General features: G+C 66.7%; 17 protein-coding genes. 11 read left to right on the top strand and 6 right to left on the bottom strand.

Features of this window, described 5'->3' with window-relative positions:
• Nucleotides 1-1,074: a redox-regulated ATPase YchF gene (ychF, locus tag A5707_RS09040; RefSeq protein WP_065014160.1), complete on the bottom strand. Its 1,074-nt coding sequence runs from the start codon at nucleotides 1,072-1,074 to the stop codon at nucleotides 1-3.
• Between the two features lie 280 nt (nucleotides 1,075-1,354).
• Between ychF and A5707_RS09035 the strand changes: the two genes are divergently transcribed.
• Entirely contained in the window at nucleotides 1,355-2,425 is a 1,071-nt protein-coding gene (locus tag A5707_RS09035) for a DUF6542 domain-containing protein (RefSeq protein WP_082969350.1), read from the top strand.
• A 21-nt stretch (nucleotides 2,426-2,446) separates the two neighbouring features.
• Here the strand turns inward: A5707_RS09035 and A5707_RS09030 are convergent, their stop codons facing one another.
• Nucleotides 2,447-3,448 (bottom strand): 4-hydroxy-3-methylbut-2-enyl diphosphate reductase, encoded by a 1,002-nt coding sequence (locus A5707_RS09030; RefSeq protein ID WP_065014158.1) that lies wholly within the window; start codon nucleotides 3,446-3,448, stop codon nucleotides 2,447-2,449.
• An 87-nt stretch (nucleotides 3,449-3,535) separates the two neighbouring features.
• Here A5707_RS09030 and A5707_RS09025 point away from each other — a divergent pair, with 87 nt between their 5' ends.
• The 7 genes from A5707_RS09025 to A5707_RS08995 all read left to right on the top strand — a co-directional run bounded on the left by A5707_RS09025 (nucleotide 3,536) and on the right by A5707_RS08995 (nucleotide 9,573).
• Nucleotides 3,536-4,129 carry a lipid droplet-associated protein gene (locus A5707_RS09025; protein WP_065014157.1) on the top strand — a complete coding sequence of 198 codons (594 nt, stop codon included), beginning with the start codon at nucleotides 3,536-3,538 and terminating at the stop codon, nucleotides 4,127-4,129.
• Nucleotides 4,126-5,370, top strand: a complete 1,245-nt coding sequence (gene xseA / locus A5707_RS09020) for an exodeoxyribonuclease VII large subunit (protein WP_065014156.1) — start codon at nucleotides 4,126-4,128, stop codon at nucleotides 5,368-5,370. The genes A5707_RS09025 and xseA overlap by 4 nt, the downstream gene beginning before the upstream one ends.
• Nucleotides 5,360-5,593, top strand: coding sequence for an exodeoxyribonuclease VII small subunit (locus A5707_RS09015; protein WP_065014155.1), 234 nt, complete (start codon nucleotides 5,360-5,362; stop codon nucleotides 5,591-5,593). Before xseA ends, A5707_RS09015 begins: the two co-directional genes overlap by 11 nt.
• A 66-nt stretch (nucleotides 5,594-5,659) precedes the next feature.
• On the top strand, nucleotides 5,660-6,769 hold the full coding sequence (locus tag A5707_RS09010) for an NAD-dependent epimerase/dehydratase family protein (RefSeq protein ID WP_065014154.1): 1,110 nt from the start codon (nucleotides 5,660-5,662) through the stop codon (nucleotides 6,767-6,769).
• An 85-nt stretch (nucleotides 6,770-6,854) separates the two neighbouring features.
• Entirely contained in the window at nucleotides 6,855-7,634 is a 780-nt protein-coding gene (locus tag A5707_RS09005) for an SDR family NAD(P)-dependent oxidoreductase (RefSeq protein ID WP_065014153.1), read from the top strand.
• On the top strand, nucleotides 7,631-8,467 hold the full coding sequence (locus tag A5707_RS09000; protein WP_065014152.1) for an SDR family NAD(P)-dependent oxidoreductase: 837 nt from the start codon (nucleotides 7,631-7,633) through the stop codon (nucleotides 8,465-8,467). Before A5707_RS09005 ends, A5707_RS09000 begins: the two co-directional genes overlap by 4 nt.
• Nucleotides 8,464-9,573, top strand: coding sequence for an AI-2E family transporter (locus tag A5707_RS08995; RefSeq protein ID WP_065014151.1), 1,110 nt, complete (start codon nucleotides 8,464-8,466; stop codon nucleotides 9,571-9,573). The genes A5707_RS09000 and A5707_RS08995 overlap by 4 nt, the downstream gene beginning before the upstream one ends.
• On the opposite strand, the gene A5707_RS08990 is transcribed toward A5707_RS08995, so the two are convergent.
• A complete protein-coding gene (locus tag A5707_RS08990; RefSeq protein ID WP_065014150.1) occupies nucleotides 9,554-10,354 on the bottom strand; it encodes a dienelactone hydrolase family protein in 801 nt (266 codons plus the stop codon). The genes A5707_RS08995 and A5707_RS08990 overlap by 20 nt on opposite strands.
• 14 nt (nucleotides 10,355-10,368) lie before the next feature.
• Complete coding sequence (locus tag A5707_RS08985; protein WP_065014149.1) at nucleotides 10,369-11,055, bottom strand: DUF4245 domain-containing protein; 687 nt, start codon at nucleotides 11,053-11,055, stop codon at nucleotides 10,369-10,371.
• A 54-nt stretch (nucleotides 11,056-11,109) separates the two neighbouring features.
• On the opposite strand from A5707_RS08985, the gene glpX reads away from it, so the two are divergent.
• The 3 genes from glpX to A5707_RS08970 are packed head-to-tail and all read left to right on the top strand — an operon-like array spanning nucleotide 11,110 to nucleotide 14,038.
• On the top strand, nucleotides 11,110-12,141 hold the full coding sequence (glpX, locus tag A5707_RS08980; RefSeq protein WP_156657704.1) for a class II fructose-bisphosphatase: 1,032 nt from the start codon (nucleotides 11,110-11,112) through the stop codon (nucleotides 12,139-12,141).
• A gap of 29 nt (nucleotides 12,142-12,170) precedes the next feature.
• On the top strand, nucleotides 12,171-13,577 hold the full coding sequence (locus A5707_RS08975) for a class II fumarate hydratase (RefSeq protein ID WP_065014148.1): 1,407 nt from the start codon (nucleotides 12,171-12,173) through the stop codon (nucleotides 13,575-13,577).
• Nucleotides 13,574-14,038, top strand: a complete 465-nt coding sequence (locus tag A5707_RS08970; RefSeq protein ID WP_065014147.1) for an ester cyclase — start codon at nucleotides 13,574-13,576, stop codon at nucleotides 14,036-14,038. Before A5707_RS08975 ends, A5707_RS08970 begins: the two co-directional genes overlap by 4 nt.
• A 3-nt stretch (nucleotides 14,039-14,041) precedes the next feature.
• Here the strand turns inward: A5707_RS08970 and A5707_RS08965 are convergent, their stop codons facing one another.
• Both A5707_RS08965 and A5707_RS08960 read right to left on the bottom strand, forming a co-directional pair.
• Nucleotides 14,042-14,923: a polysaccharide deacetylase family protein gene (locus A5707_RS08965; RefSeq protein WP_065014146.1), complete on the bottom strand. Its 882-nt coding sequence runs from the start codon at nucleotides 14,921-14,923 to the stop codon at nucleotides 14,042-14,044.
• A 74-nt stretch (nucleotides 14,924-14,997) separates the two neighbouring features.
• Entirely contained in the window at nucleotides 14,998-16,305 is a 1,308-nt protein-coding gene (locus A5707_RS08960; RefSeq protein WP_065014145.1) for a PhoH family protein, read from the bottom strand.
• Between the last annotated feature and the right edge of the window lie 360 nt (nucleotides 16,306-16,665).

Raw genomic sequence — 16,665 nt, 5'->3', positions numbered from 1 at the left:
TTACACGTTGAAGCGGAATTCGACCACGTCGCCGTCGGCCATCACGTAGTCCTTGCCCTCCATCCGGACCTTGCCGGCGGCCTTGGCTGCGGCCATTGACCCGGCGTCGATCAAGTCGTCGTAGGACACGATTTCGGCTTTGATGAAACCCTTTTCAAAGTCGGTGTGGATCACACCCGCGGCCTTGGGCGCAGTGTCGCCCTGGTGAATGACCCACGCCCGCGCTTCTTTGGGCCCGGCCGTCAGGAAGGTCTGCAGCTTCAGCGTGTGAAAGCCGGCGCGGGCCAACGCATCCAGGCCTCGCTCGTGTTGTCCGATGGACTCCAACAGCTCGGTGGCCGACTCGTCATCGAGCTCGGCCAATTCCGCCTCGATCTTGGCGTCGAGGAAAACCGCGTCGGCGGGCGCGACGAGCTCGCGCAGCGCAGCGACTCGAGCCGCGTCGGTCAACACCGCCTCGTCGGCGTTAAAGACGTACAGAAATGGCTTGGTAGTCAACAGGTTCAATTCCCGTAGCGGCGCAGTGTCCAGCCCAGCGGCGAACAGAGTCGTCCCACCGTCGAGCACCTGTTGGGCAGCCACCGCCGCCTCGTGTACCGGTTTGCGGTCCTTGTTGTTACGGGCTTCCTTCTCCAGCCTCGGCACCGCGCGCTCGAGCGTTTGCATATCGGCGAGGATCAACTCGGTCTCGATAACCTCGATGTCGGATTTGGGATCGACCTGCCCGGCGACATGGGCCACATCGTCGTCGGAAAACACCCGCACCACTTGGCAAATCGCGTCGCACTCGCGGATGTTGGCCAGGAACTTGTTGCCCAGCCCGGCCCCTTCCGACGCGCCGGCCACCAGCCCGGCGATGTCAACGAAGGACACCGGCGCCGGCACGATCCGCTCGGAATCGAACATCGCGGCCAGCTTGGCCAACCGTGGATCGGGCAGCGGCACGACGCCTTCATTGGGTTCGATCGTCGCGAACGGGTAGTTGGCGGCTACCACGTCGTTTTTGGTCAACGCGTTGAACAGCGTCGACTTACCGACATTCGGCAAACCCACAATCCCCAGGCTCAAGCTCACAGGGAGCCAAGTGTAGGGGCGATCGCAAGCGCGGCGGAGCCGGGCGCGGCGGGTCGGCCCCAGTTAGCCCCGGCGATCGCAAGCGCGGCGGAGCCGGGCGCGGCGGGTCGGCCCCGGTTAGCCCCGGCGATCGCAAGCGCGGCGGAGCCGGGCGCCGCGGGTCGGCCCCGGTTAGCCCCGGCGATCGCAAGCGCGGCGGAGCCGGGCGCCGCGGGTCGGCCCCCGCAAACCAGGGCAGGTCTTTACGGGCCTTTGGGCGCTGAGCCGGTACGGTCGACATGTGTCAGCACAGCGGGCGAGGTCGGCAGTGACGGCAGGTCATCGCTCGATCCACCCCAATATTCCTGGTGTGCCGTGGTGGGCAGCGATCGTCATCGCAGTGACCGCAACCGCCGTCGGGTTCGCTTTCGACGCTGGGTCGGGCAACAAAGAGTTGACCGACGTTTTCTCCGCGCTCTACGTCCTGGGCTGCGTGGCTGCAGTGTTGGCAGTCCGGCAATCAGGCGTGTTCACCGCGGCCATCCAGCCCCCGCTGATCCTGTTCTGCGCGGTTCCCGGCGCGTACTGGCTGTTCCACGGCGCCAAATTGACCGGGCTCAAGGACCTGCTGATCAACTGCGGCTATCCGCTGATCGAACGCTTCCCGCTGATGCTGTTCACGTCGGCCGGGGTGCTCCTGATCGGCATGATCCGGTGGTATCTGGGACTGGCGGTTCGAGGGACCGCGAACACCGAGCCAGAGACTGCGGACAGCGGCGGGGGTATCAACGCGATCATCGGGAAGCTCGCCGCGCTGATTGGTGGCAATGCAGCCGAACCCGAACATTCCAGGAAGCCCGGCAAGGCGCCGGCCCGAGCGCGGCGCACCGAGCCAGCCGGCCGCCGCACGAAATCGGCCCAAGCCGCCGGAGCCCGGACCGCCAAGCGGCCCGCCCCGACCCGGTCCCGGCATATTCGGCCGCCACTGGAGGAGCCGCTCGACCCCGCGATCGAACGCGCCCGACGCCGGCGTCCGGCCCGTACACGTGACGTCGACGCGTCAGAGCCACCCCGCCGCAGCCGGGTGCCGCGCGATCCCGACCTGCGCGGCCGACCACCGCGGGAGATCCGCCGCGACCCACATCTGCGTCGCGGCAGGCCCACGGCCCGCAGCAGCCGCTTCGACCCGTACGAGCCCACCGAGGGCTACGAACCCGTCGAACCGGTTGAACCGCGTCGCCGCCCCGCGCCCAGCGGCGCGACGGCCACGCATCATCCGATTTCGCAGGTGCGCTACCGGCGATCCCCCGGAGCCGACGACTCACGGAAATCGCGCAAGTCCAAGGCCGACTCCTGGGAGTACGACATCTGACTGGACCCGCGCGAGTGCGGATCAGGAACGAGTAGGGCGAATCTCTCGCGGTAGGGCGAACACCAGCGTCTCGTTGGCGGTCGTCACCGGCTGCACCACGTCGTAGCCGTGTTCGGCCAGCCGTTCCAGCACGCCGCGCACCAGCACCTCGGGCACCGATGCTCCGGACGTGACGCCGACCGTGATGACGTCGTCCAGCCAGGTCGGGTCGATGTCGTCGGCGCAGTCCACCAGGTGCGCATCCCGCGACCCGGCGCCCAGCGCCACTTCGACCAGCCGCACCGAGTTCGACGAGTTGGCCGATCCGACGACGATGACCAGCTCACATTCGGGCGCCATCGCTTTGACGGCGACCTGCCGGTTCTGGGTGGCATAGCAGATGTCGTCGCTGGGCGGATCCTGCAACTTCGGGAACCGCTCGCGCAGCCGCTGCACGGTCTGCATGGTCTCGTCGACGCTCAACGTGGTTTGGGACAGCCAGATGACTTTGTTCTCGTCGCGGACCGTGACCTGCTCGACGGCGTCGGGCCCGTCGACCAGCTGCACGTGGTCGGGGGCTTCACCGGCGGTGCCGATGACCTCCTCATGGCCTTGATGGCCGATCAGCAGGATGTCGTAGTCGTCGCGGGCGAACCGCTTGGCTTCGTTGTGCACCTTGGCCACCAGCGGGCAGGTGGCGTCGATGACCTGCAGGTCCCGCTCGGCGGCCGAGGTGTGGACGCTCGGTGCCACGCCGTGTGCGGAGAACACCACGATCGCGCCTTCGGGCACCTCGTCGGTCTCGTCGACGAAGACCGCCCCGGCCTTGGCCAGCGTGTCCACCACATGCCGGTTGTGCACGATCTCGTGGCGGACATAGACCGGCGGACCATGCTTCTCCAGCGCGCGTTCGACCGTCTCGACGGCGCGGTCCACGCCGGCGCAGTATCCGCGGGGCTCGGCCAGCAACACCCGCTTACCGGTCGCGGGTTCGACTACCGTGCTGGACGCACCGGGAATCCCCATGTTGACGGTCGGAGACATGACAACCAGGGTACGGTCCGGCGACCCGGCTACGCCATTTCCCGGCCAGCTTGGAGTTGACCGGCCAGGTAAGGCACTCTTGGACCCATGGCTACTGCACCGTATGGAGTTCGGCTGCTGGTCGGTGCGGCGACCGTCGCCGTCGAGGAGACGATGAAGCTGCCGAAAACCATCCTGATGTACCCGATGACCCTGGCCAGCCAGGCCGCGCACGTCGTGATGCGATTCCAGCAGAACATGGCCGAACTCGTGATCAAGGGCGACGCCACGCTCGAGAGTTTCTTCCCGCCGAAGGACGAACAGCCTGAATGGGCGACCTTCGACGAGGACGTGGACGACGGCGAGCTGGAGGGCGGGCCCGAGACCATCGACGCCGAACGACGGGCCGAAGGTCGGTTCGCCCTGTACTCGACGTCGGATGGTGGTCCACCGACCGATCCGCCGACCACACCCATGTCGACCAAGCCCGCCAAGAAGTCGGCCGCGGCTACGGTGTCGATGCCTGCTGTGGCCGACGAGCTCGATTACGAATCACTGACCCTGGCCCAGCTGCGGGCCCGGCTGAACACGCTGGACGTCGACGAGCTGGAGGCATTGCTGGCCTACGAAGAGGCCACCAAGGCACGGGCGCCGTTCCAGACGCTGCTGGCCAACAGGATCACCCGCGCGACCGCCAAGTGACCGAAGCCGCGCAGCCGAACTCGGCCGAGAATCCGTTCCCGGTGCGCGCGGTGGCCATCCGGGTGGCCGGCTGGATCGACAAACTGGGCACCGTGTGGGTCGAGGGTCAACTGACTCAGATCAAGGTGCGGCCAGACGCCAAGACCGTGTTCATGGTGTTGCGCGATCCCGCCGCCGACATGTCGCTGACCGTGACTGCTCCGCGCGATCTGGTGCTGGGCGCGCCGGTCAAATTGGCCGAAGGCACCCAGGTGGTGGTGTGCGGCAAGCCCAATTTCTTCACCGGGCGTGGCACGTTCTCGTTGCGGCTCAGCGAAATACGAGCAGTCGGCATCGGCGAGCTGCTGGCCCGCATCGAGCGGCTACGCCGGCTGCTGGACGCCGAGGGGTTGTTCGACCCGCGGCTCAAACGGCCGATCCCGTTCCTGCCGTGCACAGTTGGACTGATCACCGGCCGGGCCAGCGCCGCCGAGCACGACGTGACGTCGGTAGCCGCTGCGCGCTGGCCCGCGGTGCGCTTCGCGGTGCGAAACACCGTTGTGCAGGGGCCTAACGCCGTCTCGCAGATCGTCGAGGCATTGCGCGGGCTCGACGTCGACCCCGACGTCGACGTGATCGTGCTGGCCCGCGGCGGCGGCACGGTCGAGGATCTACTGCCGTTTTCCGACGAGACGTTGTGCCGCGCGATCGCGGCGTGCCGCACACCGGTGGTCAGCGCGGTCGGTCACGAGCCGGACAATCCGCTGTGCGATCTGGTCGCCGACCTGCGGGCGGCCACCCCGACCGACGCGGCGAAGAAGATCGTGCCGGACACCGCCGCCGAGCAGCGTCTGGTCGACGATTTGCGCCGACGCAGTGCGCAGGCGCTGCGCAATTGGGTGTCCCGGGAGGAACGGGCGTTGGCTCAGTTGCGTAGTCGTCCGGTCCTGGCCGAGCCGCTGGCCGCGCTGCGGGTGCGTGCCGAGGAGATTCATCGGGCGCGCTCGGCGGGGCGCCGAGACGTCACCCGGCTGGTCGCCGCGGAGACCGATCGGGTCGGCCATCTGTCCGCCCGGCTGGCCACCCTGGGACCGGCGGCCACGCTGGCCCGCGGCTATGCGGTGGTGCAGACGGTTCCAGTCTCGGGGGCCGCGGCGGTGTTGCGTTCGGTCGACGACGCCCCTGCCGGCACGAGGCTGCGGGTGCGAGTCGGCGACGGCGCGATCGCGGCAGTTAGCGAAGGATCTACCGATGACGAGTGACGAAGCTAGGCCCATTAGTCACCTCGGCTATGAAGAATGCCGCGACGAACTGATCGAAGTCGTGCGGGCCTTAGAACAGGGCGGCCTCGACCTGGACGCGTCGCTGAATCTGTGGGAAAGAGGCGAACACCTGGCTAAACGGTGCGAAGAGCATTTAGCTGGGGCTCGCAAACGCATCGAGGACGCGCTGGCCGCCGACGGATCCGACGCCTCCGATGAATAGTTGAAACCAGAACCAGTTTGACAAGTTCTGCTCCGAATTGGAACACGTTTCAGTTATCCTCGTCGGATGGGTGATGCATCGCTGACCACTGAACTCGGACGCGTCCTGGTCACCGGCGGCTCCGGCTTCGTGGGCGCCAACCTAGTGACCACACTGCTGGAGCGCGGACACCAGGTGCGCTCCTTCGACCGGGCGCCGTCTCCGCTACCCGATCATCCGAAGCTGGAAGTCCTCGAAGGCGATATCTGCGATCCGGACACCGTCGCCGCGGCGGTGGCCGGAATCGACACGATCATCCACACCGCGGCCATCATCGAGCTGATGGGCGGCGCATCGGTGACCGATGAATATCGCAAACGCAGTTTTGCGGTCAATGTCGGCGGCACCGAGAACCTGGTGCGTGCCGGGCAGGCCGCCGGGGTGAAGCGTTTTGTCTACACCGCGTCCAACAGCGTGGTGATGGGCGGTCAGCGCATCCGAAACGGCGACGAGACGCTGCCTTACACCGATCGGTTCAACGACCTCTACACCGAAACCAAGGTCGCCGCCGAGAAATACGTCTTGTCCCAGAACGGGATCGGCGACATGCTGACCTGTTCTATTCGGCCCAGCGGCATCTGGGGCCGCGGCGACCAGACCATGTTTCGCAAGCTGTTCGAAAGCGTGGTCGCCGGCCACGTCAAGGTGCTCATCGGCAGTAAGAACGCCAAACTCGACAACTCCTACGTGCACAACCTGATTCACGGTTTCATCCTGGCCGGCGAGCACTTGGTCCCCGGCGGAACGTCGCCGGGCCAGGCATACTTCGTCAACGACGGGGAGCCGATCAACATGTTCGAGTTCGCCCGGCCGGTGATCGAAGCCTGCGGGCAGCACTGGCCCCGGCTGCGGGTGAACGGTCCGCTGGTCCGCTGGGTGATGACGATCTGGCAGCGGCTGCACTTCAAGTTCGGAATTCCCAAGCCACCGCTGGAACCGCTTGCGGTGGAACGGCTTTACCTCGACAACTACTTCTCGATCGCCAAGGCCGAGCGTGACTTGGGCTACCGGCCGCTGTTCACCACCGAGCAGGCCATGGCGGACTGCCAGCCCTACTACTGCGACTTGTTCGAGCAGGTCAAGGCCACCACCCAGCCGCGTCCGGCGGCGGTCGTTGCCGCGCCGCCACCTGAATAGCCACCTGCGTTGCGTCGCAACTGCGCCGCATTTCGCGTCGGCGTGTAGCGTAATGCGCGTTCGACGGACAGGAGGAGCGGCGCCCATGACCGAATCGGAGCACCACACGGGCACCCGCACCGCAGTCGTCGTCGGTGGAGCCTCCGGCATCGGCCGGGCGGTCGCCCATGCGCTGGCCGCCGATGGCTGCCGCATCGTGGTTGCCGACCGCAATACCGACGGCGCGCAGGCAGTGGCCGCCGAACTCGGTGACCCGCACGATGCCGCGACCGTCGAAGTCACCGACGAGGCTTCCGTTCAAGGGTTGTTCGCAGACTCGGGTCCGCTCGAGATCGTCGTCAACACCGCCGGATTCAGCGGCCTGGGGCTGATCACCGATCTGCCGGTCGAGGACTTCCGCTCGGTTGTCGACGTCTGCCTCACCGGCGCCTTCCTGGTGATCAAGCATGCCGCGCCGCAGCTGCGCGACGGCGGCGCGCTGGTGTCGTTGAGTTCACTGAATGCCCGTCAGCCCGCGGCGGCGATGAGTGCCTACTGCGCAGCCAAAGCGGGGCTGTCGATGCTGACGCAGGTCGCCGCCCTGGAATTGGCGCCGCACGGGATCCGGGTCAACGCCGTCGCGCCGGGTTTCGTGCACACCCCGCTGACCGAGCCGGCCACGCTGATTCCCGGGGTGCTCGACGACTATCTGGAGAACACTCCGCTCGGCCGCGCCGGCACGCCCGAGGACGTCGCCGACGCCGTGGTCTTTGCGGCCACGGCGTCCTGGCTGACCGGCGAAGTGCTCGACCTCAACGGCGGTGCGCACCTGAAGCGCTACCCCGACGTGTACGGGCATACGATGAGACTGGCGGGCGGGCAATGATTTTCACCGGAAAGCAGGCGATTGTCACCGGCGGCGGCTCGGGAATCGGCGCCGCGCTTTGCCGGGCGCTGGTGGCCGCCGGCGCCGACGTCGTGTGCACCGACATCGACGGCACCGCCGCGGCGCGGACCGCCGATGCCATCACCGGTCCCGGCACCGCACGCTCGGCCGCGCTGGACGTCACCGACGCCGCCGCGGTACAAGCCGTGGTCGACGAGGTCGTGGACCGGACCGGTCGGCTGGACGTGATGTTCAACAACGCCGGAATCGCCTGGGGCGGCGACAGCGAACTGCTCACGTTGGACCAATGGAACGCGATCATCGACGTCAACATTCGCGGCGTGGTGCACGGCGTGGCCGCCGCTTACCCGATGATGCTGCGGCAGGGGCACGGCCACATCGTCAACACCGCGTCGATGGCCGGGCTTACCGCCGCCGGGCAGATCACCAGCTACGTGATGACCAAGCACGCGGTGGTCGGGCTGTCGCTGGCGTTGCGGTCTGAAGCAGTCTCGCGCGGGGTGGGTGTGCTGGCGATCTGCCCGGCCGCGGTCGAGACACCGATCCTGGACAAAGGCGCAGTCGGCGGTTTTGTCGGCCGCGACTACTACCTTCGCAGCCAGGGCATGAAGACCGCCTACGACCCCGACCGGTTGGCTCGCGACACGCTCACAGCGATCCAGCGCAACAAAGCGCTATTGGTGGTGCCCAAACGCGCGCATGCGTCCTGGCTGTTCGCCCGGCTGGCACCCGGGCTGCTGCAACGATTTTCGGTCGGATTCATCACCAAGCAGCGGGCACGACAAGCTGCTCAAGCAGCCGCCCAGACATGAACACGGAATTCACCCCGACCCAGAAGCGGGCACTGGCGGTGTGCACCCTCATCGCCCTCCTGTTCGCGGCGTACTTCTTGCGCAGCTACTTCGTGCTCATCGTGGTAGCCGCAGTCGGGGCGTATTTGTTCACCCCCCTTTTCAGCTGGTTCGAGCGGCGGCTGCCTACCGGACTGGCGGCGGCCTGCACGCTACTGTCGGCGCTGGTAGCCGTCATCGTGCCGATTGGGCTGCTGGTGCTGCTGGCGATCGTGCAGATCTCTCGGATGGTCACCCACGTCGCCGAATGGGTCGAGCGGACCGATCTCAGCCAGCTCGGCGACAAGGGTTTACGCCTCGCCAACGACCTGCTCGCGCGGGTACCGTTCGTGCACACCACAATTACCGGCGAATCGCTGCGCAAAGCGATGGTCACGGTTGCCCAGAAGGCCGGCGAATGGTTCCTGCACGTATTGCAGGACACCGCCGGAAGCGTCTTCGGCGCGGTCACGTCGGCCATCATCTTCCTGTACGTGTTCGTCGCCATGCTCACCCATCGCGAGAAACTGTTGACACTGATCCGCCAGCTCAATCCGCTCGGCGAAGAGGTCACCGATCTGTACCTGCGCAAGATGGGCTCGATGGTGCGCGGCACCGTCAGCGGCCAGTTCGTCATCGCGCTGTGCCAGGGGGTAGCCGGAGCCGCGTCGATCTACATCGCCGGATTTCACCACGGCTTTTTCATCTTTGCGATTCTGTTGACCGCGTTGTCCATCATCCCCTTGGGCGGCGGCATCGTGACCATCCCGTTCGGGATCGGGATGATCTTCTTCGGCAACATCTTTGGCGGCGCATTCGTGGTGTTGTGGCATCTGATCGTGGTCACCAACGTGGACAACTTTCTGCGTCCGGTTCTGGTGCCGCGGGATGCTCGGCTCAATTCCGCACTGATGCTGCTGTCGGTGTTCGCGGGCATCGCGATGTTCGGGCCGTGGGGCATTGTCATCGGGCCGGTGCTGATGATCGTCGTCGTCACGACAATCGAGGTCTACCTGGCGGTGTACAAGGGCGCCGAACTCGAAAATGGCGACGACGCCGAGGAATCGGCTAAGCCAGCCGCGCAGTGAGAAACTCGACCACTCGCTTGCGAGCCTCGTAAGCCGGGTGGCCGTCGACCTCGCGCACTTCGTCGGTCAGCACCGAGTGCGCCATCCTGGTGAAGCCGTGCTCGTTACCTGGGCCGGAAGGGATTTCGATCACCTCGAATGCGTCGCCGAGCCGCTTCTTGAGCGTCGCGAAGCGCTGCCCAGGGGACATCTTGTCCTCGCTGAAGCGCAGGCCCATCGCGCACAGCCCCTCGTTGGCGGCGCGGTCGGCGATCACGTCCAGCTCGATGCGAGAAACGCCTGCGTCGCGGCGCTGCGCCGGTGTCAACGGCAACGGCAGCGACGGCTGGCTGAGCACCGGCGCCAGCACACTGTCGTCGACGGCGGCGGCCAAAGCGAAACCGCCGGTGAAGCATTGGCCGATCACCCCGACGCCCTTGCCGGGCGTCGACGCGTTGAGATCACGGGCCAGCGCGCGCAAAAACGAGGCCACCGGCCGCTGCTTATCGGTCGCGAATGCCGCGAATTCCCTTGCCACACAGGCGCGTGCCAGCGTCGACACCATGCCCAGGACGTCGTCGCGGGGGGCTCCGGGCGTGCCGAACAGTGACGGCATCGCAACCGTGAACCCGTTGTCCACCAAGTGATTGCCCAAGGCCAGCACGCCGGGATGGATGCCCGGTATCTCAGGGATCAGCACCACACCGGGCCCCTCGCCCTTGCGGTACACGTCGTGGGTGTAGCCACCGCCCGTGAACGGTGACACCGACCAGCCGGTCAGATCGGCCTCGGGTGCGGTCATCGGCGGTGTCCCTTCTAGCGCGGCAACGGTGGTTGTGCCTGGGTGGCCGCCGCCAGCGTACGGAACTCGTCGTCGTTTCCGGCACCCGTTATCGCAATCTGTGCGGGACCGGCAGAACTGTCCAGCCGGGTGGTCCACACGCCTTCGGTTTTCCCGTCACCCTGGTAGACGATCCAGCCCGTGCCGTCGACGTCGACGGTGCCGGTGGGGTACATCGACGGATGCACATCGTGGCGACCCGCTGCGCCCGGCTCCGCCGCGCTTGCGATCGCCACGTGGATCGAGCCGACGAGCTTGTCCTCGTCGGCGTTGCTCTGCGTCAGACTCAGATACATGCCGGTCGGGCTGATGTATCCCACTGTCGACGTCACCGCCCGCATCTTCTGACCGGTCGACGGGTCGATCCGGCCGTCCTCGATATCGCCGCGGCTCCCGGAGTTGGGCTGCCAGCCCTGCGGCAGCCGGGGCAGCCGGACCGGGAATCCCAGCGTCTGGGCATCGGCGCGCAGCGCGGCCGCCGCGTCGTAGGACGGCACCTGTCCTCGGTTGCTCGCGCCGGGCGCGAAGGTGCACATTCCGACCAGGCCGGCCAGCACGATGCAGGCGGCCACCAGCGGGACCAGCGACCAGAACATGTCGCGGCCGTCCTGCAGCAACCGTGGCTTGGCCGGTTTGGCCGTCGGCTGCGGCTGAGTCGTCACAGCACAAGTATCCCAGCTCCAGACCGCGGACCTGCTTCTGGGACAATCGGCGCCATGAACGCTCCTTCCCGCCGTGAAGCCCCAGACCGCAACTTGGCCATGGAGCTGGTCCGGGTCACCGAGGCCGGGGCGATGGCCGCGGGCCGCTGGGTGGGCCGCGGCGACAAGGAGGGCGGCGACGGTGCGGCCGTCGACGCCATGCGCGAACTGGTCAACTCGGTGTCGATGCGCGGTGTGGTCGTCATCGGCGAGGGCGAGAAGGACCACGCGCCGATGCTCTACAACGGCGAGGAAGTCGGCAACGGCGACGGCCCGGACTGCGACTTCGCCGTCGACCCCATTGACGGCACCACCTTGATGAGCAAAGGCATGACCAACGCCATCTCGGTGCTGGCGGTGGCCGAACGCGGGGCGATGTTCGACCCGTCGGCGGTGTACTACATGAACAAGATCGCCACGGGCCCCGACGCCGCGCACGTGTTGGACATCACCGCGCCGATCGCCGACAACATCCGCGCGGTCGCCAAGGTAAAGGGCCTCTCGGTGCGGGATATGACGGTGTGCATCCTCGACCGGCCCCGACACGCCCAGCTGATCGACGACGTCCGCTCCACCGGGGCACGCATCCGGCTGATCACCGACGGCGACGTCGCGGGCGCGATCTCGGCATGCCGACCGGACTCCGGCACCGACATGCTCGCCGGGATCGGCGGCACCCCGGAGGGCATCATCACCGCCGCGGCGCTGCGCTGCATGGGCGGCGAGATCCAGGCCCAGCTCGCACCGACCGACGACGCCGAACGACAGAAGGCGATCGACGCCGGCTACGACCTCGACCGGGTACTGACCACCGCGGACCTGGTATCCGGCGACAACGTGTTCTTCTGCGCCACCGGCGTCACCGACGGCGATCTCCTCAAGGGGGTGCGCTACTACCCCGGCGGCTGCACCACCCAGTCGATCGTGATGCGCTCCAAGTCGGGCACGGTGCGGATGATCGAGGCCTACCACCGGCTCTCGAAGCTCAACGAATACTCCGCGATCGACTTCACCGGCGATTCCAACGCTCAATATCCCCTGCCGTAATCGACAACCCCAAGCGAGGATCACACCCTATGGCCGATAGCGCCGAATACCGCATTGAACACGACACCATGGGCGAGGTCCGGGTGCCGGCAAAAGCGTTGTGGCGTGCCCAGACTCAGCGCGCTGTAGAGAACTTCCCGATCTCCGGACGCGGACTGGAGCGCACCCAGATCCGCGCGTTGGGTCTGCTCAAAGGCGCCTGCGCGCAAGTCAACAAGGACCTGGGGCTGCTGGCGCCCGAGAAGGCCGACGCGATCATCGCCGCCGCCAACGAGATCGCCGACGGCCAGCACGACGACCAGTTCCCCATCGACGTGTTCCAAACCGGGTCGGGCACCAGTTCCAACATGAACACCAACGAGGTGATCGCGTCGATCGCGGCGGCCAACGGTGTCACGGTGCACCCCAACGACGACGTCAACATGTCGCAGTCGTCCAACGACACCTTTCCGACCGCCACCCATATTGCGGCCACCGAAGCGGCTGTGCGCCATCTGATTCCGGCGCTGCAGGTGCTGCATGATGCGCTGTCAGCCAAAGCCCGCGAGTGGCGCACGGTGGTGAAGTCGGGGCGCACCCATTTGATGGATGCAGTGCCGGTGACCCTGGGCCAGGAGTTCTCCGGATACGCCCGCCAGATCGAGGCCGGTATCGAACGAGTGCAGGCGTGCCTTCCCCGGCTGGGTGAGCTCGCGATCGGGGGCACCGCAGTGGGCACCGGCCTCAACGCGCCCGACGGCTTCGGCGCCAAGGTGGTCGAGGTGCTGGTCGACCGCACCGGGTTGGCTGAATTGCGTTCGGCATCCAACTCTTTCGAAGCCCAGGCCGCCCGCGACGGGCTGGTCGAGGCATCCGGCGCGCTGCGCACCATCGCCGTGTCGCTGACCAAGATCGCCAACGACATCCGCTGGATGGGGTCCGGCCCGCTGACCGGGTTGGCCGAAATTCAGTTGCCCGACCTGCAGCCGGGCAGTTCGATCATGCCCGGCAAGGTGAATCCCGTGCTGCCGGAAGCTGTTACGCAGGTCGCCGCCCAGGTGATCGGCAACGACGCGGCGATCGCCTGGGGCGGCGCCAACGGCGCGTTCGAGCTCAACGTCTACATCCCGATGATGGCGCGCAACATGCTGGAGTCGTTCAAACTGCTGACCAACGTGTCGCGGCTGTTCGCCGAACGGTGCATCACCGGGCTTTCAGCCAACGTCGAGCGGCTGCGCGAACTGGCCGAGTCGTCGCCGTCGATCGTGACGCCGCTCAACTCGGCGATCGGCTACGAGGAGGCCGCCGCGGTGGCCAAAGAAGCACTCAAGGAGCGAAAGACCATCCGTCAGACCGTGATCGACCGCGGGCTGATCGGCGAGAAGCTCTCCGAAGAAGAACTCGACCGTCGCCTCGACGTGCTGGCGATGTCCCGGGTGGCCGACGACTCGCGATGATCAGCGACGACCTTCGGCGGCGCCGGTTGGCGACCATCGAAGAGCACATGAACACCGAGGTGACCAAGGAGTTCGACCGCACGCTGGCGACCTTCAACGGACACCCGCGTTACGAGATCATGGCCACCGGCCAGGTCTTCGACGGTGATGACGAGGTGATGGGCTACTACCGGACCACGCGGACCGCGTTCCCCGACCAACGCCACGACAATGTCCGATACCACGTCGCCGACGATGCGGTCATCACCGAATTCGACCTGCTGGGCACCAATCTCGGTGAGTTCTACGGACTGCCGCCGACCGGCAAGGCGTTTCGGGTTCCGATCATCGCGGTGTTCTTCTTTGACGGTGATCGAATCACCAACGAGCGCATCTACTTTGACTCAGCCAGCCTGCTCAGCCAGATCGGCCGCAGTGAACTGCTGGCGGTTGCCGGCGAGTTGCCGGATTCGACCCGATAGTCGTCAGCTGCCGTTGTTCGGCCCGCCCGAATTGGCGCCGGGGATGTCGGTGATCGGGAAGTTGGGCATCGGCTGGGGCGACGGCGTATTGGGCAGCGACGGAATCTCCGCGGCCGGGATGTCGTGCAGATCGTTGGCGGGTGGGCCGTTCTCGCGGCTGCCGTAGACGCTGCCCGGCGCCCGCGGTCCCAGCAGTTGGCTGACCGTCACCAGGTGGTAGCCGTTGGCCTTGAGCACCGGAATGAACTGGTAGACCAGGTCGACAGTGGACGAATAGGTATCGTGGAACAACACCACCGAACCCGGCTTGATTTGCGTCATCAACACCGAACGGCTGGCCGCGGTGTCGGAGTCGTTGATCCAGTCATACGGAATGACGTCCCACAGGATTGCGGCCTGCCCGAGTTTGGCGGCGTCCTCGTTCACCGCCGCGTTGGTCAGCCCGCCGGGGGGCCGCCACAGGGTAGGGGTGATGCCGGTGGCCGCGCGGATCGCATCGTTGGCCTTCGACAGTTGGCCGGGGACATCGGCGGGTGGGATCGTCGTCATGTTGGGGTGTTCCCACGTGTGGCTACCGATCTCCATGCCGGCCTCGGCGATACGCTTGGCGCCCGCGGGGTTGGCCGCGACCTTGTTGCCGATCAGGAAGAACGTGGCTTTGGCGTTGTTCTGCTGCAGGGTTTCCAGCAGCCGATCGGTAAACGGGGTGGGGCCGTCGTCGAATGTCAGCGCCACACACTTGAGTTGGGTGCAGTCGACGTTGTCGGCATCGGCACGTCGCACATGACCGGTACACGCCCCGATCACCAGCACCCCAGTGGCCGCGACGACACCGAGAACGGTACGGCAGTACCGCCAGGCCTGGCTGTCGCAAAGTCTCGGCACGCTGGCAGCCTACCCAAGCGGCGGCCCGCAGCGCCCGGCTTCGCCGCCCTTGCGACCGCCCCTTGCGACCGCCGCTATGGCAGCGGCCCCTGGCTGATCTCCTCCAGCATCTCGGTGACCAGTGCAGCGATCGGTGACCGCTCGCTGCGCAGCAACGTGATATGGGCAAACAGCGGATGGCCTTTGAGCTTCTCGATCACCGCCGCAACGCCGTCGTGGCGGCCCACTCGCAGGTTGTCGCGCTGAGCGACGTCGTGAGTCAGGACGACCCGCGACCCGGCGCCCAGCCGGGACAGCACCGTCAGCAGCACGTTGCGCTCCAACGATTGCGCCTCGTCGACGATGACGAACGAGTCGTGCAGCGAACGACCCCGGATGTGGGTCAGCGGCAACACCTCGAGCATGCCCCGCGACAGCACCTCCTCGAGCACCGCCGGACTGGCCAGGCCCTCCAGGGTGTCGAACACCGCCTGCGCCCACGGGCCCATCTTGTCGCTCTCGCTGCCCGGCAGGTAGCCCAACTCCTGGCCGCCAACCGCATACAGCGGTCGAAAGACCACGACTTTGCGGTGAGTTCGCCGTTCCAGCACCGCTTCCAGGCCCGCACACAGCGCCAGCGCCGACTTACCGGTTCCGGCTTTGCCGCCCAGCGACACAATGCCCACCGACTCGTCGAGCAACAGATCCAGCGCCACCCGTTGTTCGGCGGAGCGGCCGCGCAGCCCGAACACCTCGCGGTCGCCGCGTACCAGCTGGACCTGCTTGTGCACGTTCACGCGCCCCAGCGCATGCGAACTGCCGCCGAGCAACCGGACTCCGGTATGACACGGTAGGTCTCGGGCAGCCGCCAGATCGATTTCGCCGTCGGCGAACAGAGCGTCGATGTCCTCAGCCGCTGCTTCGATCTCGGCCATCCCGGTCCACCCGGAGGTGACGACGTCCTGGGCGTGATATTCGTCGGCGGCCAAGCCCACTGCGCCCGCTTTGACCCGCAGCGGAATGTCCTTGCTCACCAACGTGACCCGCTTGCCTTCGGCGGCAAGGTTGGCCGCACAGCTGAGGATCCGCGAGTCATTGCTGTCGGTGCGGAAACCGACCGGCAACACCGCCGGATCGGTGTGGTTGAGCTCGACGTGCACCGTACCGCCTTGCGCACCAACGGGAATGGGCTGATCAAGCCGTCCGTGCTCGAGTCGAAGGTCGTCGAACAAGCGCAGCGCTTGGCGGGCGAACCAACCGAGCTCATGGTGATGCCGTTTGGCTTCCAGTTCGCTGATAACAACTAGCGGCACCACCACGTGGTGTTCGGCGAACCGGGTACACGCCCACGGATCGGACAACAGCACCGAGGTGTCCAGCACAAACGTCCGGGGATCAGTCACGGAGCGCTCCTTGCGCGAACCGCGCGACCCCCGCGCGGATGTATCGGCGGGGCTGCGGCACCAGGACCGGGGGCGGTCGTGGCGATCGCCAGCGCGGCAGAGCCGGGCGCTGGGGGCGCCCCCAGCCGCGGAGCGGCGAGGGGGACGGGTCGCCACCATGAAGTCTTGCCGATGTCGTGACAAGAGGTGCCGTCTGGACAGCAGAGCACGTCGCTAGCCATCGAATGCGACGCTACTCCGGTCGCCACATACCCGCCGTGCAGGCGCGCCGTGCGTACCGCGCCCGTCGACCGCGAGCGTGCGTGTTTGTCCGCGACACGCCGCGCAACTACGTGCAACCACGCACGCTCGCGGCGGAAA

This window comes from Mycobacterium kyorinense (genome assembly GCF_001672775.1).
Lineage (GTDB): Bacteria > Actinomycetota > Actinomycetes > Mycobacteriales > Mycobacteriaceae > Mycobacterium > Mycobacterium kyorinense_A.
The sequence above is the reverse complement of the archived record's forward strand: the minus strand, read 5'-3'. Positions and strand labels throughout refer to the sequence as shown.

Coding starts and splice junctions, on each gene's coding strand:
- A5707_RS09030 (WP_065014158.1), bottom strand. CDS start 3,448: ATGTCTCCGACCGTCAACATGGGGATTCCCGGTGCGTCCAGCACGGTA.
- A5707_RS09025 (WP_065014157.1), top strand. CDS start 3,536: ATGGCTACTGCACCGTATGGAGTTCGGCTGCTGGTCGGTGCGGCGACC.
- A5707_RS09015 (WP_065014155.1), top strand. CDS start 5,360: ATGACGAGTGACGAAGCTAGGCCCATTAGTCACCTCGGCTATGAAGAA.
- A5707_RS09010 (WP_065014154.1), top strand. CDS start 5,660: ATGGGTGATGCATCGCTGACCACTGAACTCGGACGCGTCCTGGTCACC.
- A5707_RS09005 (WP_065014153.1), top strand. CDS start 6,855: ATGACCGAATCGGAGCACCACACGGGCACCCGCACCGCAGTCGTCGTC.
- A5707_RS09000 (WP_065014152.1), top strand. CDS start 7,631: ATGATTTTCACCGGAAAGCAGGCGATTGTCACCGGCGGCGGCTCGGGA.
- A5707_RS08995 (WP_065014151.1), top strand. CDS start 8,464: ATGAACACGGAATTCACCCCGACCCAGAAGCGGGCACTGGCGGTGTGC.
- A5707_RS08990 (WP_065014150.1), bottom strand. CDS start 10,354: ATGACCGCACCCGAGGCCGATCTGACCGGCTGGTCGGTGTCACCGTTC.
- glpX (WP_156657704.1), top strand. CDS start 11,110: ATGAACGCTCCTTCCCGCCGTGAAGCCCCAGACCGCAACTTGGCCATG.
- A5707_RS08975 (WP_065014148.1), top strand. CDS start 12,171: ATGGCCGATAGCGCCGAATACCGCATTGAACACGACACCATGGGCGAG.
- A5707_RS08970 (WP_065014147.1), top strand. CDS start 13,574: ATGATCAGCGACGACCTTCGGCGGCGCCGGTTGGCGACCATCGAAGAG.